The organism is Methylobacterium sp. yr668, assembly GCF_900116245.1.
In the GTDB taxonomy this organism is placed as follows: domain Bacteria; phylum Pseudomonadota; class Alphaproteobacteria; order Rhizobiales; family Beijerinckiaceae; genus Methylobacterium.
This window is the reverse complement of record NZ_FOZY01000002.1, coordinates 62,430-80,758: the sequence shown is the minus strand read 5'-3', so window position 1 is coordinate 80,758 and position 18,329 is coordinate 62,430. Positions and strand designations below refer to the sequence as shown.

Here is an 18,329-nt window from a genome sequence, read left to right as displayed (position 1 = left end):
TCGTGCCGCGCGGATGGCCGGAGGCCGGACCCCGCCGGCCCTAGTACTTCAGTCCGGTGTCGCAGAGGACGGTCACGGCGGTCGCGTCGCTGGGGAGGCGCCCGGACGACAGCAGCGCGACCGTCGCCGCGACGTTGGCCGCCGCCGAGTAGCCGACATGCAGGCCCTCCCGCGTCGCCAGGGCCCGCCGCCACTCCTCGGCCGCCGCGTCGGTCACCGGGATGGACAGGTCCATCAGGCCGGCCGTCCAGTGCGGCGGGACGCTGCCGTAGCCGGTGCCCTGGATCAGGTGCCGGTGCTTCGTGACCGGCGATCCGCCGAGGGGCTGACAGCCCGCCGGCTCGACCGCGGCGCAGAACAGGGACGGGTTGCGCGCGCGCAGGGCCGCGGCCACGCCGAGGAAGGTCGCGCCCGTGCCCACGGCCGCCACCCAGGCATCGACCCGGCCGGACGATTGCGCCCAGATCTCCGGTCCGGTCGTGTCGCGATGCGCGCGCACGCCCTCCGGCGCATGGAACTGGTCGATGTAGAAGCCGCCCCGCTCGGTCGCGACGCGCTCCGCCGCGTCCGCGGCCGCCCGCACGTCGGCGCCGGTGACCTGCCCCGGGACGCCGTCCACCTGCGGCACCCGCACGACCTCGGCACCGAGCGCCTCGAGCATCCGCACGCGCTGGAGACTGTTCCCGGCCGACATCGTGACCACGAGCGGGTGCCCCAGGGCCGCGCAGGCCACCGCGAGGCCGGCCCCCATGTTGCCGCTGGTCATCTCCACCACGGGCGCCCCCGCGGCGAGGCGGCCGTCCGCGCGCGCGGCCAACAGGATGGCGCGGGCGGCGCGGTCCTTGACGCTGCCGCCGGGCTGCATGAACTCGGCCTTCGCGAGGATGCGGCCCGGACCGGGATGGACGCGGTCGAGGGCGACGAGCGGCGTGTTGCCGATCAGATCGAGGGCGGATCGCGTGATCCCGGCGGCCGAGGACGGCATCGTCGCGGCGGCTGCGGTCATCGCGTCGGCGAGGCCGGCTCCGCCACCCGGGACAAGGCGGGGCCGCGGGGGCTCGGCACCGGCCGACCGGCGCCGCGGACCCGTGCGGCGTCCTCGCTCAGCGTCCCGCTCCCTTGCCCGACACATCCTTGCCCGACGCGTCCTTGCCGGGCGTGTCCTTGCCCGCGGACGCATCGTCCGTCGGCGTGTCGGTGGTGCAGGAGACGGCCTGGACGGCGGCGTTGGCGGCGGGCCTCTGGCTCGGGAGACCGGCGATCACCCGCACCACCACGAAGCCGCGCGCGTCGGGCGCGACGATGCGCACGTCGCGGCTCGGATCGTTCTCGTCGTCGTCGGCCAGCGCCTCGTCGTACTGCGCCCGGGTCAGGATCACGAGATCCAGGGCCCCGCGGACCGCGGCCTGATCGGTCACCGCGTAGAACGCCCCGCGGCGGGCATGCGCGGCGAGCGAGAGCGACAGCGGACCGGTGCGGGCCGAGACGCGCATGGGCCCGTCCGCGAGGTTGTAGGCGCAGACGCCCACGGCGACCGCCGGATCCGGGATCGGCAGCCACGCCTCGGGCGGGGAGGGGTCGTCGCCGGTCGCGACCGCGTAGATCGATTGCGGATGGTCCAGGTTCTCGCTGGTGCGGGCGCGCGAGACCGCGTCGGCCTCCGACAGGGCGGGGATCGCCAGGACCGCCGCGATGTGGACGATCCCGGCGAGCACGAGGCCGATCAGCGTGGCGTAGACGAAGCGCAGGCTCACGGGGCGCACCCCACGCGGGTGATGGCCGGCACGGCACTTCGGTCGAGGGACCCGACGCTGGCGGCGACCGGCGTATCGTACAGGCGCAGGGCGAGGCGGACCGGCCCGCTCGCCCGCGGGCTCGGGAGCCAGTTGCCCGGCTGGACATCCGGCGCGAGCGTGATCGTGAAGCGCCCGTCGGCCGTGCGCAGCACTTCCGTGGAGGTGAAGCCCTCGCGCAGCGGCGCGCGGCCGGGTTCGCGCGCGCCGCGCCCGGCGACCGTGACGGTCCAGGCGCGGGCGGGCGGCGTCGCGCCCCCGATCCGGTACGTGCAGGTCGCGTCGAGCGCCTGACCGGAATCGTCGACCGCCGCGGTCAGAAGCAGGCCCTCACCGACCGCCAGAGGGATCTCGCCGCGGCGCGCGTTGACGGCGCGGGTGTAGGGATCGGCATTCGCCGCGCCGGCCCGCGGCCACGCGGTCCAGGCTCCGACCTGCACGCCGCCGAACGGGTAGCCGCCGCTCGTGGCCCAGTCGGCGCTGGCGAGTCCCAGGACGGCGCCCAGCGCCAGGGTGTAGGCGGCGAGGCCGGCGATCGAGCTCTTGCGCCAGAGGCGCAGGACGAAGCGCGCAGCGCCGTTGCGTGGGGCGCCGGCGAACACGGAGGTCCGGCCGAGCGCCTCGGGGATCGTGAGCTTCATGCGCTCACCGCACCTCGGTGAAGCCGCCGACCGGGCGGGCGCCCTCGGCGACCTCGCGCAGCTGACCCGACGGCGGCGCCGCCGCCCGATCGCCGGGCTTCCGGCCGGTCCTCGGCGCGCTTCCGGCGCCGGCAGGCGCGTCCGCGGCCGAGCCGGGCGCGCGCTCGACGGTGCGGAACAGGCCGTTGAGGCCGCTGATCACCTCGAAGGAGCGGCGCGAGAGCTTGCCGTAGGCGCTGGCATTGGGATCGGTCGGCGCGGTCGGGCCGCCGGAGGCCTGCTGCTGGGCGGCGCGGGGGCTCTCCTTCAGGCCGGGCAGGCCCTTGATCTCGATGCCCTGGTGGGCCGGCTCCATGACGTCGTGCCAGAGCTGGGCCGGGAGGGAGCCGCCGGTGAGCTTGTTGGTCGAGGTGTGGTCGTCGTTGCCGAACCAGACGGCGCCGACGTAATTGCCGGTGTAGCCGACGAACCACGCGTCCCGGTAGGCGTTCGTCGTGCCGGACTTGCCCGCCACCTTCACGCCCTCGAGCTGGGCCCGCTTGCCGGTGCCCTCCTCGACCACCTTGTTGAGCATGAAGTTCATGTCCGCCACGACCTGGGGCGAGAGAACCCGCTCGGGCGCCTCGTCGGCGTGGCGGTAGATCACCTCGCCGGACGAGTTCTTCACCTCGATGGCAGCGTAGGGCTTGGCGCGGAAGCCGCCGTTGGCGAACACCGCGTAGCCCGCCGCCTGGTCGATGACCGTCACCTCGTCCGAGCCGATCGGCATCGAGACCGTGTCGATCAGGTTCGAGGTGATGCCCATCTTGTGGGCGAGTTCCGTGATCTTCGCGCGGCCCGCCTTGGCGGCCTTGGCCTCATGGCTGATGCCCATCGCCTTGCCGAGGGCGATGGAGATCTTGATCGGGATCGTGTTGATCGACTTCGCCACCGCGAGCCACATCGGAACCCGGCCGGCATAGGAGCGGCCGTAATTCTGCGGGCACCAGTTGCCGATGCAGACGGGGCTGTCGACCACCGTCGTGTCGGGCTTGAACAGCCCGGAGGCGAGCGCGGCCGAGTAGACGTAGGGCTTGAACGAGGAGCCGGGCTGGCGCAGCGCGTCGGTGGCGCGGTTGAACTGGCTCTCGCCGTAATCCGCGCCGCCCACCATGGCGCGCAGCGCCCCGTCGGGATCGAGGATCACCATGGCGGCCTCGTCCACGTCGTAGGCGTCGCCGGATTTGCGCAGGATGTCGGCCACCGCCTCGTCGGCCCGCTTCTGGATCGCGAGGTCCAGCGGCGTCTTCACGGTCAGCACGCGGTCGTTGCGCAGCTTGCCCGCGTCGGCCATCGCCTTGATCTCGCCGAAGGCCCAGTCGAGGTAGTAGTCGGCGGTGATGTCGCGGGTGCGGGTCACCGGCGTCGCCGGGTTGCGGAGCGCCGTCTGGATCTGGCCCTCGGTGACGAAGCCCGCCTCCACCATGTTGTGCAGCACGTCCGCCGCCCGCGCGCGCGCCGCCGGCAGGTTGACGTGCGGGGCGTACTTGGTCGGCGCCTTGAACAGGCCCGCCAGCATGGCGGCCTCGGCGAGGCTGATGTCCTTGAGCGGCTTGCCGAAATAGTAGTCCGCCGCCGCCACCGCGCCGAAGGTGCCGCCGCCCATGTAGGCGCGGTCGAGGTAGAGCTTCAGGATCTCGTTCTTGGTGAGATGGCTCTCGAGCCACAGGGCCAGGAACGCCTCGTTGACCTTCCGCTCCAGGGAGCGCTCGTTCGTCAGGAACAGGTTCTTGGCGAGCTGCTGGGTGATCGAGGACCCGCCCTGCGTGCCGCTGCCGCCGCGGGAGTTGTTCACCAGCGCCCGCAGCGTGCCGATCGGGTCGATGCCCCAGTGCTCGTAGAAGCGCCGGTCCTCGGTGGAGACCAGCGCCTTGATCATGATGTCGGGAAAGTCGTCGAGCTTCAGCGAGTCGTCGTGCTTGATGCCGCGCCGCCCGACCTCGGTGCCGTAGCGGTCGAGGAAGGTGACGGCGAGATCCTGCTGCTTCAGCCAGTTCTCGCTAGTGAGCTGGAAGGCGGGCTGCGCCAGCGCGAGCATCAGGATGGCGCCGCCGGTCCCGATCGTCACTCCCTCGCTCGTCAGGTCGAGGGCGACGCGCTTCCAGCCGCGCACCGCGAAGCGGCTCATGACGCGCTGGAAGCGCTCGTAGGCCTGACCCGTCGACTGGCCGCCGTCGTACAGGCTCGCGTTGACCCAGGCGTCGAAGGCGAGGGCGGCGCGTTCGAGGCGGACCTTGATCTCGGTGAACGTCGGCAGGCGCACGATGTCGAACCCGGCTTGTCGAGCGCCTCTGCGGCGGAACCTGGCGGCGGATGGTCGGGCGCCCGCGCCGCGGACACGAACCCTGCGCCGGCGCCACCGCACGGCATCCGACGTCCATAGCAGGATCCGGAACCGGCGGCGAGGCTCTGCGCAGTCTCGTGATTCGCCGCGGACGAGCTTGGCCTTAACGCACGACGGGGCGATCCGGTCGCATGGCAATCGCAGGGCGGCCGTCGGCGACACTCGGCTGCCACGCTTGCAGCGGTGCCGCGCCTCGGGCAGAGAGGCGGCTTCCCATCCGAGAGACTTTCCCGATGCCCAAGCCCGAGGCGCCGCGCCGCGGGGCGGTCGAGCCGTTCTGGCGGACCAAGACGCTCGAAGCCATGACCCCGTCCGAGTGGGAGAGCCTGTGCGACGGCTGCGGCCGGTGCTGCCTGATGAAGCTCGAGGACGAGGATACCGGCGAGGTCCACCACACCGATATCGGGTGCACCCTGCTCGACGGCCTCACCTGCCGGTGCCGCGACTACGCGCGGCGGCAGAAGCGGGTGCCCGACTGCGTGCGCCTGACGCCGGAGGCGGTGCGGTCGATCGCCTGGCTGCCGCCGACCTGCGCGTACCGGCTCGTGCGCGACGGGCAGCCGCTCTACCCGTGGCACCCCCTGGTCTCGGGCCGGGCCGCGAGCGTGCACGAGGCGGGCATCTCGGTCCGCGGCCGGCTCGCCGGCAACGAGGAGGAGTTCTCGGAGGACGAGTTGCCGGACCGGATCGTGGCTTGGCCGGGCCTCGATCCCGGCGCGGTGTGAAGCGACCGCACCGGACGTCCCCTCGAGCGATCGGCCGAGCTCGCGAGCCTCGGTCGGTACGCCCTAGCCGGCCCCGGCGTGCCGGCCGAGCAGCCGGCCTCCGGCCAATCCGTTCGCCGCGATCACGATGGCGACCGCCGCCGCGTGGAACAGCAGGTCCGTGGCGGTGGCGTCGTGCGGGTGGACCGGCATCAGCAGCGTCGCCGCCGCTGCCGCCACCGCCAGCCCCCCGAGAGCGGCCGTGAGGTTCGGCCGCAGCGGGCAGGCGCGCCGCAGCATCACGACGATCAGCACGGACAGCGGCACCGAGACGCAGATCAGGAAGCTGAAGCAGCCCGTGATCGCGTGCTCGCCGGGCAGGTCGGCCCCCGGCGCGATCCAGTCGCGCAGGCAGCCCAGGCCGCTCGCCCCGACCCAGAGGGCGAGGGGCGGCAGCGGCAGCAGCGCCCAGCGGCCGGACCGTCCCGGCACGCTGGTGGCGAAGGCCGCGTAGGCGGCCGTGATCGCCGTCAGCACCGCGCCCACCGCCGCGAGGGCCAGATCCGGCACATGCATGCGCAGCATGAAGCCGCCGGTCCCGACCCAGGCGGCGAGGACCACGCCGACCACCAGCGCCACGCCGAGCCAGAGGGCCGCGCGGGCCTCCGGGGCCGGCAGCGGCCGCACGGGTTCGAGCCCGACCGCGAGTTCCTCGACCAGCCGCTCGTGGCGGGACAGGTCGCCGCCGGCCCAGTTGCTCCCCTCTCCGGGCATCACTCCCGCTCCTGCGTCAGGCTGGCCCGGAGCGCCTTCAGCGCCCGGTGCAGGTTCACCTTGAGGGCCCCCTTGCTGCGGCCGGTAAGGGCGGCGGTCTCGTCGAGCGACAGCTCGCGCAGGCCCAGGTGCTCGACCGCCTGCCGCTGGCCGTCGGGCAGGGCCGCCACCGCCCTGGCCAGGGCGGCGGCCCGGTCCCGCGCCTCCAGCCCGTGGCCGGGGGCCGGCCCCGGATCGACCTCCGCCTCGTAGGCCAGCGGGTCGTTGACCTCCCGCGGGCGCCGCCCGGCGCGGCGCAGCCGGTCGATCGCCCGCCGCTGGGTGATGGCGCGCAGCCAGGGCAGGAACGGCCGGGCCGGATCGTAGCTCGCCCGAGCCCGGTGGACGGTCATCAGCGCGTCCTGCACGACGTCGTCCACCGCCTCGCCGCGCACGCCCTGCGCCCGCGCGATCGCCGAGACCACGGGCAGACAGGCCTTCAGCAGCGCGCGATAGGCGGCCGCGTCGCCGCTCTGGGCCGCCGCCATCAGGGTCACCAGTTCCTGTTCGAGCGCCATCCGGGCTCCGCCGTCGTTCCGTCCCCCGGCACGCGGCGTGTCTAACCCACGGTCCGATCCCGACGCCAGCACCCAGCCGCGCGCGGGCATCCCGCCCGGGACGGCGAGGATCATCGCACGGCCTCCCGGACCGTCGCGGCGGGCGACGTTGCGGGAGACGCGGCGAGGCGCGCGGCGCCCAGGATCCGCCCGTCCTCGGATTGGAGCAGCAGGGCCGCCGTCTCGCCCTCGGGACGCGCCGACGCGAAGGTCGCGGCGGAGCCGGACCAGCGCCCGAGGTCGCGCACCGACCGGACGATGTTGGCCTGCTCGATGGTGCGCCCGGCATTCTCGCCGCGCAGCACGCGGGTGGTGTGGCTCGGATCGTACCCGATCAGGAGGACGCGGCCCGCGGCGCCGCCGGCCCCGGCACCGATCTGCGCGACGACCTGCTCGCCGTCGCGGGCCAGCGTCACGGGAATGCCGGGCCCGGCCTGCCGGGCGCGCGCGATCGCGGCGCGCAGGCCGGCCTCGTCGGAGCCGACCAGCCCGACCTGCCCGTCGATCACCGCCTGCGGCGTGTAGGTGGGTCCGCCGAGACGGGCCGCGTAGGCCTCCTGGCGGGCGGTGGCGGCCGGCAGGGCGTAGCGATCGCGCCAGTCGAGATGGTTCCAGTAGGTGACGTGGAACGCGAGCGGCAGGACATCGCCCTGCGCCCCCGCCGGCTCGCGGGCGAGGCGGCCGATCAGCGCCTCCGCGGGCGGGCAGGAGGAGCAGCTCTGCGAGGTGAACAGCTCGACGACGACGGGGCGCTCCGCCGCGGCGGCCGGGTAGAGGCTGCCGCACAGCAGGGCGGCGGCGATCAAGAGGGCAGGGCGCATGGCCGGAACTCCCGCACGCCGGCGGTTCGGACCCGGCGTACCGTCTCCTTCGGCGGCGGCGCGGCGGCGGTTACACCGGGGGCGCGAGCTCGAAGGCGTCGACGTCGCGCAGCAGGGCGACGAAGGCCCGGGCGCCGTGGTCGAGCGCCGCGCGGCCCGCCTCGGCCGTGCCGAGCCGCGCGTCGCCCATGGCGCCCGAAGCCTGGAGATCGCCGGCCTTCCACGCGAAGGCGGCGGGGCGGCCGGCGCGCAGGTGGGTGAAGTCGCGGATCATCGACAGCGTGCGCGGCGGGAAATCCGCGACTCGGTCGGTCCGGACGAGGTCCGGCCGCAGGGCCAGCATCAGCGCCGTCTCGATGCCGCCGGCGTGGATGCCGTGGGCGATCTCGTCCGCCGGGAACAGACCCTCGGGATAGCCGAACCGCGCCCAGGATGTCGTGACCGCGACCATGCCGAACCGGGCGCGCAGCTCGCCCGCCACGAGATCGATGAGCGCGCTGTTGCCGCCGTGGCTCGTGACGATCACCAGCTTGCGGCAGCCGGCGCGGTGGACGGCCGCGCCGATCCCCGTCCAGGCGGCCAGCGCCGTCCCGGTATCCAGGGAGAGTGTGCCGGGAAACGCGTCGTGCTCGTCGGACTTGCCCACCGGCTGGACTGGCAGCAGCAGCACGTCGAGATCCGCCGGCACGCCGTCGCGCACCCGGGCGAGGTAACCCTCGGCGATCACGGTGTCGGTCGCGAGGGGGAGGTGGGGACCGTGCTGCTCGACGGCGGCCACCGGCAGGACGGCGATCGCGCGACCTATGTCCCGTTGGGTGAAGTCTTCGGTGGTCAGCTCGGACCAGAACTGCGCCGTCATCTCTGCCGCGGCCTCCGCCCGCCCCGCATGCGGCGGGTCCGGAAGGCGATCTAGCCGGCAGGCCGGCGCCGAGTCGACCGTCGCGCCGGCGATCCTTCCTCAGACAACCGGTCCCCCGCCGGCCCGGATCGCGTCAGGCGAACAGCGCGTCGATGTCGTCCTGGGAGGGCGTGGCGTCCACGGCCTGCGGGCCGTTCAGCATGAGGTCCTCGGCCCGGGTCCGCCGGGCACGCTCGGCGGGATCCATGGAGGCCGCGTCGCGGGCCTTCACGGCGCCGACGAAGCGGGCGAGGCGCTGCTCGAACAGGCGCAGCGACTCGACCACCTTGGCGATCCGCTGGCCGGTGATGTCCTGGAACGCGCAGGCCTCGAAGATCGTGTTGATCCGCTCCTCGACCGCGTCGCGGTAGCCCGGCCCGTCGGGCAGACCGAGCATCGCCTCGGCGGCCTCCATGATGGTGTTGGTGGCGCCGGCGGTCGCCTCCACGACGCTGCCGAGCTCCTCGTGCGCCATGGGGATCCGGTCGCGACTCATCTCGTTCGCGCGCAGCGCCCCGATCTCCTCGCGGAGATGGGCGATGTAATCCGCGATCTCGATCAGCTCGGAGATCACGGTCTGCGGCTCGCGAAGCCGCAGATCGGTCTGCCGTGCGGCGGCTGACGACATGCTCTCCTCCTCGGATCTGTGGCCGTCCTCGCCGGCCACGCCACGTCTCGGCGTCCGGCGGCGCGGGAGCGATCCGTCCGGACGCGCGGTGGTCGAAGACGGGAGGCCGGTCAGCTGCCGCAGACCGCCTCGATCTTCGACTTCAGCGTGGCCGCGTTGAAGGGCTTGACGATGTAGTTGTTCACGCCGGCCTTCTTGGCCGCGATCACGTTCTCGGTCTTCGATTCGGCCGTCACCATGATGAACGGCGTCGTCCGAAGATTTTCGTCGGCGCGCACGTGACGGAGCAGCTCGTAGCCGGTCATCGGCTCCATGTTCCAGTCGGAGATGACGAGCCCGTACTTGCGACCCTTCAGTCGTGCGAGCGCCTCGGTCCCGTCGGAAGCGTCGTCGACCTCCTCGAAGCCGAGCTGCTTCAGTAGATTGCGAATAATGCGGACCATCGTCTGGTAATCGTCGACAACGAGGATCGGCATGCTCAGGTCGAGAGCCATCGAACAACTGCTCCGTATTGCCCGGCGGGAAGCCGCGGCGGCTCCCGGATAGATTAACGCTTCGCTAACGCTGCAATTTAGCTGCGCCGCACAGCATTTCAAATAGGGCATGCGCATTGCGAAGCCGTTAATCGGCGCGGGCGGCGCATGGCCGCCCGCGCGGCGTCGCCTCGCTTGACCCTCCGGGCGCCTTTCGGCAGGGTCCGGCCGCGTCGGGCCCCTCGCGGACATGTCAGGCGACCCTATCCGACCCTTCCGAGCACTCGACCCGAACCGATGGCCACAGGCGACGACACGGCCGCGCGACCCTTCACGATCTGCCGCGCCGACGCCCCCGTCCCGCCGGCCCTGGCCGGGGCCGTGGCGGCGATCGGCAACTTCGACGGCGTCCATCTCGGGCACCGGATGCTCGTCGACAGCGTGCGCGCCGCCGCCCGCGCGGCCGGCCGGCCGGCCGCGATCCTGACCTTCGAGCCGCACCCGCGGGCCTACTTCTTGCCCGACGCGCCCATGTTCCGGCTGACCGGCCTCGCCGCCAAGGAGATCGTGTTCGCGCATCTCGGCCTCGACGGGCTGATCGTGCGCCGCTTCGACGGGGTCCTGGCCGAGACCGGCGCCCGCGCCTTCGTGCTCGACTTCCTGAAGGGGGCGCTGGGCCTGTCCGGCGTGGTCGTCGGACACGATTTCCATTTCGGCCGCGGCCGCGAGGGCACGCCCGTGATCCTGGCCGACCTGTGCCGGGAAGCGGGGATGAGCTGCCGCATCGTGGCGCCGGTCGCCCTCGGCGGCGAGACCGAGCCGGTCTCCTCGAGCGCGATCCGCGCGGCCCTCGCGGCCGGCGATGTCGCCCGCGCCAACGCGCTGCTCGGCTACCGCTGGTTCGTCCTCGGCGCGGTCCGCCACGGCGACAAGCGCGGCCGCCAGCTGGGTTTCCCCACCGCCAACGTGATGCTGCCCGATTGCGGGCTCGCGCACGGCATCTACGCGGTGCGGGTCCGCCTGGCCTCGGGCGCGTTCCGCGACGGCGTGGCGAGCTACGGCCGCCGCCCGACCTTCGACGACGGCGCACCGTTGCTGGAGACCTACCTGTTCGACTTCTCCGGCGATCTCTACGGGCAGGACATCGCTGTGGAGTTCGTCGGGTACATCCGCGGCGAGGAGCGGTTCGCCAGCGCCGAGGCGCTGGTCGAGCGGATGCATGTCGACGCGGCCGCGGCCCGGACCATGCTGGCGCGGGATGAGACCCCGTCGATGCTGACCTGAGCCCCGCGGGCATCGCGGCGCGCGCGGATCGTGTAGAAGGCACCATCGAGCAGGAGGCGGACGTGCTGGGTCGTTACGAGCGCGCGAACAATGGCGAGGCGGTCGTCGAGTACGGCGACGGCACCATGCGGGTGGTCAAGCCCGGCAGCTTCGTGCGCTGCGCGGTGACCGGCGAGCCGATCCCGCTGGACGCCCTGCGCTACTGGAGCGCCGCCCGCCAGGAGGCCTACGTCTCCCCCGAGGCGATCCTCAGGCGGCTCAAGGAAACCGGCCGCCCCTGACGGTCACGGCGCGCCGAGCGCGCCGCGGATCTGCCGGCGCAGGGCGGCCGCGTCGTCGAGCGCGAGGCGGACGCGCAGCACCCGCACGCCCGCCGCGAAGGCCGGCGGCAGGCGCACCGCGTCCTTCTCGGTGGTGACGAGCGCGGCGTCGAGGCGCCGGGCCGCCTCGGAAAGCGCCGCCAGCTCGCGCGCCCGGTAGGAATGATGGTCGGGGTAGGGGCGCGTCCCGACGATCACCGCCCCCGCCTCGGCCAGGGTCGCGAAGAACTTCTCCGGGCGGCCGATCCCCGCGAAGGCGAGGCAGCGGCGGCCGGCCAGGTCGTCCGTCTCCGGGACGAGGCGCGCCCGGTGGACGGGCAGGCCGCGCCGCGCGGCCGCCAGGGCGACCGCCTCGCCCCCGGCTCCGTCGCCGATCACGATCAGGCCGCCGACATGCGGCCACTGCCGGGCGAGCGGCGCGCGCAGCGGCCCCGCCGGGAACGGCAGGCCGTTGCCGAGGCCGGCGGGGCCGTCGACCACAGCGAGGCTGAGGTCCTTGGCGAGGCTCGGGTTCTGGAGGCCGTCATCCATCACGACGACGTCGGCGCCGAGGCTCCGGCACAGGGCGGCCCCGACCGGGCGGTCGCGGGCGACGATCGCGGGCGCGAGGCGGGCGAGGAGCAGCGGCTCGTCGCCGACATCGGCGGCGGCGTGGTGCGCGGGATCGACCCGCACCGGGCCCGCGAGCCGGCCGCCGTACCCGCGCGACAGGAAGGCCGGCGCGGCGCCGAGTTCGGCGACGAGGCCCGCGACCGCCAGGGCGGCCGGCGTCTTGCCGGCACCGCCGAGGGTGAAGTTGCCCAGGCACAGGACCGGGCAGCCGGCCCGCGCGCCGGGGCGGTCCATCCGCCGCGCCACGAGCGCCCCGTAGGCCGCGCCGACCGGCGCCAGCGCGCGCGCGGCCGGGTGATCCGGCCCCGCGGCCCAGAAGGCCGGCGGTCGCATCAGGCCCGCGCGAGCGGGCGCGCGGGGCTGCCGCGATCGAGGCGCTGGAGCTTCATCTGCGCCACGAACGGGTCGAGGACCGCGAGCGTGCGCGCCACCGCCCCCTCGAACGGCTCCAGGGCACGCTGCCCGGCGCGGGCCATTTCGGCGAGGCGCTCCCGGTCGCCGAGGAGCTCGGCGGCGACCGCCGCCAGCTCGACGCCGTCGCGCACCGGCATGGCGCCGCCGGCGCGGTCGAGGGCGTGGTAGATCATGCCGAAATTCTCGGTGTGCGGCCCGTGCAGCACCGCCGATTCGAGACGCAGCGGCTCGATCGGGTTCTGGCCGCCCCGCGGAACCAGGGAGCCGCCGAGGAACACCAGGGGGCTGAGGCGGTAGAACAGCCCCAGCTCGCCGATCGTGTCGGCGACGTAGACCTCGATCGAGGGATGGGGCCGCCCGCCGGTGGACCGCAGCGCGCTGCGCAGGCCGACGGCGTTCGCGCAGGCGACGGCCTCGCCCCCCCGGGCCGGGTGGCGCGGGGCGATGATGGTCAGGAGCTGGGGGAACTGCGCCTTGAGCATCGCGTGCGCGTAGGCGACCATGGCCTCCTCGCCGGAATGCGTGCTCGCCGCGACCCAGACCGGCCGGCCGGCCACCATGGATCCCAGATAGGCGAGCTGCTGCGCGTCGGCCGGCGGCACCGAGGCGTCGAATTTCAGGTTGCCGGCGATGCTCACCCGCGGCGCGCCGAGCTTGGCGAAGCGCTCGCCGTCCTCCTGGGTCTGCGTGAGGCAGATCGCGATCCGCGCCAGGAGCGCCTTCGCGGTGCGCGGGCAGCGCTCCCAGCCCCGGAACGAGCGCTCCGACATGCGCCCGTTGACCAGGATCAGCGGGATCTCGCGCTCGTCGAGCGCCAGGATCGTGTTCGGCCAGATCTCCGACTCGGCGATCACCGCGAGGTCCGGCTGCCAGTGATCGAGGAACCGTCCGACCCAGCGCGGGGCGTCCAGGGGCATGTACTGATGCACCGCGCCCGGGGGCAGGCGGACGCCGACCAGCTCGGCGGCCGCGCGCGTGCCGGTGGTGACGAGGACCGAGAAGCCGCGGGCGATCATGCCCTTGACGAGCCCGATCAGCGACAGGGCCTCGCCGACGCTCGCGCCGTGCATCCAGGCGAGCGGCCCGACCGGCCGGGCCCGCCCCGGCAGGCCCCGCCGCTCCGGGAGCCGGCGCGGATCCTCCTTGCCGCGCTGCGCGCGCCACGCGAGCAGGCCGGTCAGGGCCGGCTCGCCGATGCGCAGGCCGGCCCGGTAGGCCTGCAGCGGCAGGGTCACGGAGGGGCGCCTCACGCGAGGTCTCCCACCGGCGCCTGCCCGATCTCGGGGAGCTGGTCGCGGTAGAGCGCCGCCCGGTCGGCGCGCCCGACGAGCGCGTAGGCACGGGCATGGACCCGGTTCATCTCGGCCTCGACGAAGCGGCGGAGCGTCTCGAACGCCTCGCCCTCGCAGTCCCGCGGGACGTAGATCGGGTCGCCCAGCACGATCGCGCCGTGGCCGAAGGGCAGCCCGAGGCAGGCCCGGTCCCACGAACTGAAGCGCAGGTGCCGGCTCGTCACCACGGCCGCCGGGACGATCGGCCGGCCGGAGAAACGCGCGAGGGTGAGAATCCCGGCATCGCATCGGCGAGAGACCTTCGGCACGTCGGCGCTGAAGGCCACGGATTCGCCGGCCTTCAGCGCCCGCAGCATCGCCCGCAAGCCCTCCGCGCCGCCCTTGGCGCGCTGATCGGTGGCGCGGCCGCGGCCGCGGGCGCCGGAGGCGCGCATCACGCGGACGCCGAAGCGCTCCAGCGCGATGGTGTTGATGTTCCCGTCCGGGTTCCGCGAGATGATCGTCGCCACGCGGTCGCCCGGCCGGCGCAGGAGCGGCATCATGATGTGCTGGCCGTGCCACATGCCGAGGATCAGCGGCGTGCGCGCGTCGATCCACCCGTCCACCGCGCCCGTGGACGCCTCGCCCGCGTGGATCTCGAAGCGGTTGGTGAGGCGCACGAGCCGCAGATAGGTCGCCGCGAGACGGCCGAGGAGGCGCTGCACGGGGGGGTTACGAAGGAGACGCTTACCGAGGCTCATGTCACGCTTGGGGCGGGCCGGCGTGCCGCCGCCCGATCAGGTCCGGATCGAATTCGACCGCGCATGGTCTAGCTCCCGCTCCGGAGACGAGACAATCGGCCTCGTCCACAACCACACGGTTAGGCCGCCGGGATCGGCGGGCGTTCCGATGCCGCGGATGCTCCCGCGGCGCGGCGAAAACACGGCAGCGGGTCTTGTTTAGATCAATTCCAGACTATAGATTGGAATGGATCCAAAGAAGGAGATTCGCATGGCCGCCGCTCTCGACAGCGCCGCCGACCTGCACGCCGAGGCGCGCCGCGCCTTCGTGCTGCGCTACGTGCAGCCCGGCCTTGCCGGCCTGATCGACGGCTCGGTCTCGACCCTCGCGCCGATCTTCGCGGCGGCCTTCGCCACGGGTCACAACGGCGCGACCTTCCTGGTGGGGCTCGCAGCCTCGGTCGGGGCCGGCATCAGCATGGGGTTCACCGAGGCCCTGTCGGACGACGGCGCCGTCACCGGCCGTGGCGATCCGTGGCTGCGCGGCCTGGTCTGCGGGGCGATGACCACGCTGGGCGGCCTCGGCCACACGCTGCCCTACGCGATCCCCGACACGCTCCCGGCCGGCTGGCCGAACCCGTTCGTCCTGGCCACGAGCCTCGCGGTTCTGGTGGTGATCGTGGAGCTCGCGGTCATCGCGGCGATCCGCACGCGCTTCATGGCGACGCCGTTCTGGCGCGCGGCCCTGCAGGTCATGCTCGGCGGCGCGCTGGTGCTGGTGGTCGGGATGCTGATCGGAAGCGCTTGACGGGACGCGCCGCGCCCGCGATGCGGGGCGCCTTTCCCCGTGTCGAGGGTGACCACCGGCGTTGACCTTCCGCCTCGCCCATCTCAGCGATCCGCATGTCGGGCCCCTCGGGCCGGTGCGCCTCCGCCAGCTCCTCGGCAAGCGCGCCACCGGCTACGCCAACTGGCGGCGAGGGCGCTCGCGCAGCCACGATATGACCGTGCTGGAGGCCCTGGTCACCGATCTGAAGGCGCAGGAGGCCGCGCACGTCGCCTGCACGGGCGACCTGTGCAACATCGGCCTGCCCAGCGAGTGGGAGACCGCCCGCACCTTCCTGGAAGCCCTCGGATCCCCCGAAGCGGTGAGCTTCGTGCCGGGCAACCACGACGCCTATGTCCGCGGCTCCCTGGAAGGCCTGCTCGCCGCCTGCGGCCGCTACACGGGGGACGATTCGGGCTCCTGGGGCCACTTCCCGTACCTGCGGCGCCGCGGCCCGCTGGCCCTGGTCGGCCTGTCCAGCGCGATCCCGACGAAGCCCTTCGTGGCGACCGGCCGCCTCGGCGCGTCGCAGCTCGCCGCGGCCGAGACCCTGCTCCGCGCCCTGGCCACCGAGCCCGGTCGGCCGTTCCGTGTGGTGATGATCCACCATCCGCCGCAGCCCGGCGGCGCCTCACCGGGGCGCGAGCTCAAGGACGCGGCGGCGTTCACCGCGATGATCGGGCGGGCCGGCGCGGACCTGATCCTGCACGGTCACAATCACGTCACCAGCACTGCCCGGATCGCGGGGCCGGACGGGCGGACCGTCCCGGTCATCGGAGCCCCCTCCGCCTCGGCGCGCGCGGACGGTCACGGCGCGATCGCGTCGCGCCGGGCCTCTTACCTGCTGTTCGAGATCGGCCGGGCGGACCAGGGGTTCTCGGTCACGGCCCGTCGGCGGGGCCTCGACGCGTCGGGCACCGTGGGCGATCTCGGCACGCTCGACCTCGGCGCGCCGGGCGGAGCCTGAGGGCGTGAGCCGGCACGGCCGTCGTGACGGCGGCGCCGGCCCCATGATCGGCAACGATGCGGTTCAGATGCCGGCGACCGCGAGGTCGGCGCGCTGCTGTCGGCTGAGACTTGCTTCGTAGCGCTCGGCCTGGAGGCGGGTGAGACCGCATATCAACGCGAGTGTCCCGCGATACACGGTATAGGTGCCGTCGTGAGTCGGCCTGACGCGAATCACCTCTGCCATGGGAGCCTGCCTTATGCTGGAGGTTGCCTGCTTTCGTCTGAGGAAATCGTCCCTTCTCGCTGGATTGGCCGGTCGAACGCGCGAACGAGGGCGAGGTTATCAGTCGTTCCAAAGGTGGCAAGGGTCGTATACGTCGAAATGCTTAGGTCCTTCTGCTGCAATGCGGCAAAGCCTTGGCCGGCCTCGCGATCCGCGGGTGCGCAAAAAAGCGGCCGCCGTCTTGCATTTTGAATATGCTGCGCGGGCCGGCCGGGAGCCGCCCGGGCGGTGCGAATCGTAGGATGGATCCCGCCCATCCGGGCGCGAAAGGACACCCCATGCAGCTCTGGCGTCTGACGGCGACCGACCTCGCGGCCCTGATCCGCTCCGGCCAGGTCTCGGCCCGGGAGGTGGCGCGGGATGCCCTCGACCGGCTCGACGCGGTCAACGGGCGGATCAACGCCGTGGTCGAGCACCGGCCCGAGGACGTGCTGGCGCAGGCGGACGCGGTGGACGCCGCCCGGGCGCGCGGCGAGGCCCCCGGTCCGCTGGCGGGCGTGCCGGTCACCGTCAAGGTCAACGCCGACCAGCGCGGCTTCGCGACGACGAACGGGCTGCGCCTCCAGCGCGATCTCGTGGCGACGGACGACAATCCCGTCGTCGCCAACCTGCGCCGGGCCGGCGCCGTGCTCCTCGGGCGGACCAACACGCCGGCCTTCTCGCTGCGCTGGTTCACCACCAACCAGCTCCACGGCGATACCAAGAATCCCCGCGACCCGGCGCTGACGCCCGGCGGCTCGTCCGGCGGCGCCGGCGCCGCGGTGGCGGCCGGGATCGGGGCAATCGCGCACGGCACCGACATCGCCGGCTCGGTGCGCTACCCGGCCTATGCCTGCGGGGTGCACGGGCTGCGGCCGAGCCTGGGCCGGATCCCGGCCTGGAACGCGTCCTCGCCCGAGCGCGGCATCGGCCCCCAGCTGATGGCGGTCTCGGGCCCGCTCGCCCGCAGCATCGCCGACGTGCGCCTCGGCCTCGAGGTCATGGCGGCGCCCGACCCGCGCGACCCGTGGTGGGTGCCGGCACCGCTCGAAGGACCGCCCGTCGCGCGCGAGGTCGCGCTCTGCGTGCGGCCCGGGGGGCTCGCCACCGCACCGGAGGTCGAGGCCGCCCTGCGCGAGGCCGCGCGGCGCCTGAGCGAGGCCGGGTGGGCGGTCACGGAGATCGCCGACACCCCGCCGATCCGGGAGGCGTGCGAGCTGCAGCTCCAGCTCTGGCTCGGCGACGGCTACGCGGCGGTCCGGGCCGCGGCCGAGCAGGAAGGGGATCCGGCGGCGATCGGCCTCCTGGAGAGCTTCCGGCCGCGGGCCGAGGCGATGGCGCCCGACGCCATCGCCCGGGCTCTGACCCGGCGCGCGACGCTGGCGCGGGACTGGGCGCTGTTCCTGGCCGAGAACCCCGTGCTGCTGGTCCCGGTCTCGGGGGAGTTGCCCTTCCCGGACGGCCTCGACCGCACCGGCGATGCCGGGATCGCCCGGGCCTTCGAGGCGAACCTGCTGCAGGTCGGGCTGGCGCCGATCGGCGTCCCGGCGCTCACGGTGACGACCGGCCTCGTCGGGCGGACCCCCGTCGGCGTGCAGCTGGTCGCCGCCCGCTACAGGGAAGACCTCTGCCTCGCGGCCGGCGCGGCGATCGAGGCCGGCGGCGTGCCGGATATGCCGGTCGACCCGGCCTGAGGCGCAACTGCGTCCGCCGGAACCGAACCGTCGCCGCCCCGCTTCTACAACCATTGGTTGCATAAGGCGCGGCATGTCGATGATCGCCACCGGCGGGTGCCTCGGAAGCACCCTGCTCTGTCTCCTGACCGCGTCGTCGGGACCGCTCCTCGCCCTGGCGGGCTTCTTCGGCGGCGGCACGGCCGGCGGCCTGCTGGGCGCACTGGCGGTCGCGGCCCTCGGCCGGGGTCGCGCCTGATCGCGGCGC

Annotated in this window: 20 protein-coding genes and 1 pseudogene; 7 read left to right on the top strand and 14 right to left on the bottom strand. The window is 73.8% G+C overall.

What is annotated here, in order from left to right; translation table 11 throughout:
* Nucleotides 1–40: 40 nt before the first annotated feature.
* From BM419_RS02895 to BM419_RS02880, 4 genes are all read right to left on the bottom strand, one after another.
* Nucleotides 41–1,006 carry a PLP-dependent cysteine synthase family protein gene (locus tag BM419_RS02895; RefSeq protein WP_091681304.1) on the bottom strand — a complete coding sequence of 322 codons (966 nt, stop codon included), beginning with the start codon at nucleotides 1,004–1,006 and terminating at the stop codon, nucleotides 41–43.
* Nucleotides 1,007–1,103: 97 nt separating this feature from the next.
* Nucleotides 1,104–1,763, bottom strand: coding sequence for a DUF1254 domain-containing protein (locus BM419_RS02890; RefSeq protein ID WP_091681302.1), 660 nt, complete (start codon nucleotides 1,761–1,763; stop codon nucleotides 1,104–1,106).
* Nucleotides 1,751–2,434, bottom strand: a complete 684-nt coding sequence (locus tag BM419_RS02885; protein ID WP_020093686.1) for a DUF1214 domain-containing protein — start codon at nucleotides 2,432–2,434, stop codon at nucleotides 1,751–1,753. The genes BM419_RS02890 and BM419_RS02885 overlap by 13 nt, the downstream gene beginning before the upstream one ends.
* A 4-nt stretch (nucleotides 2,435–2,438) precedes the next feature.
* Nucleotides 2,439–4,736 (bottom strand): transglycosylase domain-containing protein, encoded by a 2,298-nt coding sequence (locus BM419_RS02880; protein ID WP_020093687.1) that lies wholly within the window; start codon nucleotides 4,734–4,736, stop codon nucleotides 2,439–2,441.
* Nucleotides 4,737–5,050: 314 nt separating this feature from the next.
* Between BM419_RS02880 and BM419_RS02875 the strand changes: the two genes are divergently transcribed.
* A complete protein-coding gene (locus BM419_RS02875) occupies nucleotides 5,051–5,542 on the top strand; it encodes a YcgN family cysteine cluster protein (RefSeq protein ID WP_020093688.1) in 492 nt (163 codons plus the stop codon).
* Nucleotides 5,543–5,605: 63 nt separating this feature from the next.
* Here BM419_RS02875 and BM419_RS02870 read toward each other — a convergent pair whose 3' ends face one another.
* From BM419_RS02870 to BM419_RS02845, 6 genes are all read right to left on the bottom strand, one after another.
* Nucleotides 5,606–6,295, bottom strand: coding sequence for an NrsF family protein (locus BM419_RS02870; protein ID WP_091924851.1), 690 nt, complete (start codon nucleotides 6,293–6,295; stop codon nucleotides 5,606–5,608).
* Nucleotides 6,295–6,852: an RNA polymerase sigma factor gene (locus BM419_RS02865; RefSeq protein ID WP_091681298.1), complete on the bottom strand. Its 558-nt coding sequence runs from the start codon at nucleotides 6,850–6,852 to the stop codon at nucleotides 6,295–6,297. Before BM419_RS02865 ends, BM419_RS02870 begins: the two co-directional genes overlap by 1 nt.
* A gap of 110 nt (nucleotides 6,853–6,962) precedes the next feature.
* Complete coding sequence (locus BM419_RS02860; protein WP_091681296.1) at nucleotides 6,963–7,712, bottom strand: DUF1223 domain-containing protein; 750 nt, start codon at nucleotides 7,710–7,712, stop codon at nucleotides 6,963–6,965.
* A 70-nt stretch (nucleotides 7,713–7,782) separates the two neighbouring features.
* Nucleotides 7,783–8,571 (bottom strand): creatininase family protein, encoded by a 789-nt coding sequence (locus BM419_RS02855; RefSeq protein ID WP_091924848.1) that lies wholly within the window; start codon nucleotides 8,569–8,571, stop codon nucleotides 7,783–7,785.
* A gap of 133 nt (nucleotides 8,572–8,704) precedes the next feature.
* Nucleotides 8,705–9,238 carry a protein phosphatase CheZ gene (locus BM419_RS02850; RefSeq protein WP_020093693.1) on the bottom strand — a complete coding sequence of 178 codons (534 nt, stop codon included), beginning with the start codon at nucleotides 9,236–9,238 and terminating at the stop codon, nucleotides 8,705–8,707.
* A 110-nt stretch (nucleotides 9,239–9,348) separates the two neighbouring features.
* Complete coding sequence (locus tag BM419_RS02845; protein ID WP_012317888.1) at nucleotides 9,349–9,732, bottom strand: response regulator; 384 nt, start codon at nucleotides 9,730–9,732, stop codon at nucleotides 9,349–9,351.
* Between the two features lie 276 nt (nucleotides 9,733–10,008).
* Between BM419_RS02845 and BM419_RS02840 the strand changes: the two genes are divergently transcribed.
* Nucleotides 10,009–10,995, top strand: coding sequence for a bifunctional riboflavin kinase/FAD synthetase (locus BM419_RS02840; RefSeq protein WP_091681293.1), 987 nt, complete (start codon nucleotides 10,009–10,011; stop codon nucleotides 10,993–10,995).
* Between the two features lie 62 nt (nucleotides 10,996–11,057).
* Nucleotides 11,058–11,276: a DUF2093 domain-containing protein gene (locus BM419_RS02835; protein ID WP_020093695.1), complete on the top strand. Its 219-nt coding sequence runs from the start codon at nucleotides 11,058–11,060 to the stop codon at nucleotides 11,274–11,276.
* Nucleotides 11,277–11,279: 3 nt separating this feature from the next.
* Here BM419_RS02835 and lpxK read toward each other — a convergent pair whose 3' ends face one another.
* Genes lpxK through BM419_RS02820 form a run of 3 tightly spaced genes read right to left on the bottom strand, consistent with a single transcriptional unit; the run spans nucleotide 11,280 to nucleotide 14,373 of the window.
* Nucleotides 11,280–12,260 (bottom strand): tetraacyldisaccharide 4'-kinase, encoded by a 981-nt coding sequence (gene lpxK / locus BM419_RS02830; RefSeq protein ID WP_091681291.1) that lies wholly within the window; start codon nucleotides 12,258–12,260, stop codon nucleotides 11,280–11,282.
* Nucleotides 12,260–13,591, bottom strand: a complete 1,332-nt coding sequence (locus BM419_RS02825; RefSeq protein ID WP_091681289.1) for a 3-deoxy-D-manno-octulosonic acid transferase — start codon at nucleotides 13,589–13,591, stop codon at nucleotides 12,260–12,262. The genes lpxK and BM419_RS02825 overlap by 1 nt, the downstream gene beginning before the upstream one ends.
* Nucleotides 13,588–14,373 (bottom strand): lysophospholipid acyltransferase family protein, encoded by a 786-nt coding sequence (locus BM419_RS02820; RefSeq protein ID WP_091681287.1) that lies wholly within the window; start codon nucleotides 14,371–14,373, stop codon nucleotides 13,588–13,590. Before BM419_RS02820 ends, BM419_RS02825 begins: the two co-directional genes overlap by 4 nt.
* 295 nt (nucleotides 14,374–14,668) lie before the next feature.
* Between BM419_RS02820 and BM419_RS02815 the strand changes: the two are divergent.
* Together BM419_RS02815 and BM419_RS02810 are read left to right on the top strand one after the other, a co-directional pair.
* Nucleotides 14,669–15,160: pseudogene (locus tag BM419_RS02815) on the top strand (VIT1/CCC1 transporter family protein); the annotation flags it as partial.
* Between the two features lie 61 nt (nucleotides 15,161–15,221).
* Nucleotides 15,222–16,145, top strand: coding sequence for a metallophosphoesterase family protein (locus tag BM419_RS02810; RefSeq protein WP_042674390.1), 924 nt, complete (start codon nucleotides 15,222–15,224; stop codon nucleotides 16,143–16,145).
* Nucleotides 16,146–16,208: 63 nt separating this feature from the next.
* Here BM419_RS02810 and BM419_RS32255 read toward each other — a convergent pair whose 3' ends face one another.
* Nucleotides 16,209–16,370, bottom strand: a complete 162-nt coding sequence (locus BM419_RS32255) for a hypothetical protein (RefSeq protein ID WP_012317896.1) — start codon at nucleotides 16,368–16,370, stop codon at nucleotides 16,209–16,211.
* Nucleotides 16,371–16,687: 317 nt separating this feature from the next.
* Here BM419_RS32255 and BM419_RS02805 point away from each other — a divergent pair, with 317 nt between their 5' ends.
* Both BM419_RS02805 and BM419_RS32250 read left to right on the top strand, forming a co-directional pair.
* A complete protein-coding gene (locus tag BM419_RS02805) occupies nucleotides 16,688–18,082 on the top strand; it encodes an amidase family protein (protein ID WP_091681282.1) in 1,395 nt (464 codons plus the stop codon).
* Between the two features lie 73 nt (nucleotides 18,083–18,155).
* Nucleotides 18,156–18,320: a hypothetical protein gene (locus BM419_RS32250; RefSeq protein ID WP_165923085.1), complete on the top strand. Its 165-nt coding sequence runs from the start codon at nucleotides 18,156–18,158 to the stop codon at nucleotides 18,318–18,320.
* The last annotated feature ends 9 nt before the right edge of the window (nucleotides 18,321–18,329 follow it).

Excerpts from the sequence above, each read along its gene's own strand:
- BM419_RS02895 (WP_091681304.1), bottom strand. The coding sequence starts at position 1,006 with ATGACCGCAGCCGCCGCGACGATGCCGTCCTCGGCCGCCGGGATCACG.
- BM419_RS02885 (WP_020093686.1), bottom strand. The coding sequence starts at position 2,434 with ATGAAGCTCACGATCCCCGAGGCGCTCGGCCGGACCTCCGTGTTCGCC.
- BM419_RS02875 (WP_020093688.1), top strand. The coding sequence starts at position 5,051 with ATGCCCAAGCCCGAGGCGCCGCGCCGCGGGGCGGTCGAGCCGTTCTGG.
- BM419_RS02870 (WP_091924851.1), bottom strand. The coding sequence starts at position 6,295 with ATGCCCGGAGAGGGGAGCAACTGGGCCGGCGGCGACCTGTCCCGCCAC.
- BM419_RS02865 (WP_091681298.1), bottom strand. The coding sequence starts at position 6,852 with ATGGCGCTCGAACAGGAACTGGTGACCCTGATGGCGGCGGCCCAGAGC.
- BM419_RS02860 (WP_091681296.1), bottom strand. The coding sequence starts at position 7,712 with ATGCGCCCTGCCCTCTTGATCGCCGCCGCCCTGCTGTGCGGCAGCCTC.
- BM419_RS02855 (WP_091924848.1), bottom strand. The coding sequence starts at position 8,571 with ATGACGGCGCAGTTCTGGTCCGAGCTGACCACCGAAGACTTCACCCAA.
- BM419_RS02850 (WP_020093693.1), bottom strand. The coding sequence starts at position 9,238 with ATGTCGTCAGCCGCCGCACGGCAGACCGATCTGCGGCTTCGCGAGCCG.
- BM419_RS02845 (WP_012317888.1), bottom strand. The coding sequence starts at position 9,732 with ATGGCTCTCGACCTGAGCATGCCGATCCTCGTTGTCGACGATTACCAG.
- BM419_RS02840 (WP_091681293.1), top strand. The coding sequence starts at position 10,009 with ATGGCCACAGGCGACGACACGGCCGCGCGACCCTTCACGATCTGCCGC.
- lpxK (WP_091681291.1), bottom strand. The coding sequence starts at position 12,260 with ATGCGACCGCCGGCCTTCTGGGCCGCGGGGCCGGATCACCCGGCCGCG.
- BM419_RS02820 (WP_091681287.1), bottom strand. The coding sequence starts at position 14,373 with ATGAGCCTCGGTAAGCGTCTCCTTCGTAACCCCCCCGTGCAGCGCCTC.
- BM419_RS32255 (WP_012317896.1), bottom strand. The coding sequence starts at position 16,370 with ATGGCAGAGGTGATTCGCGTCAGGCCGACTCACGACGGCACCTATACC.
- BM419_RS02805 (WP_091681282.1), top strand. The coding sequence starts at position 16,688 with ATGCAGCTCTGGCGTCTGACGGCGACCGACCTCGCGGCCCTGATCCGC.
- BM419_RS32250 (WP_165923085.1), top strand. The coding sequence starts at position 18,156 with ATGTCGATGATCGCCACCGGCGGGTGCCTCGGAAGCACCCTGCTCTGT.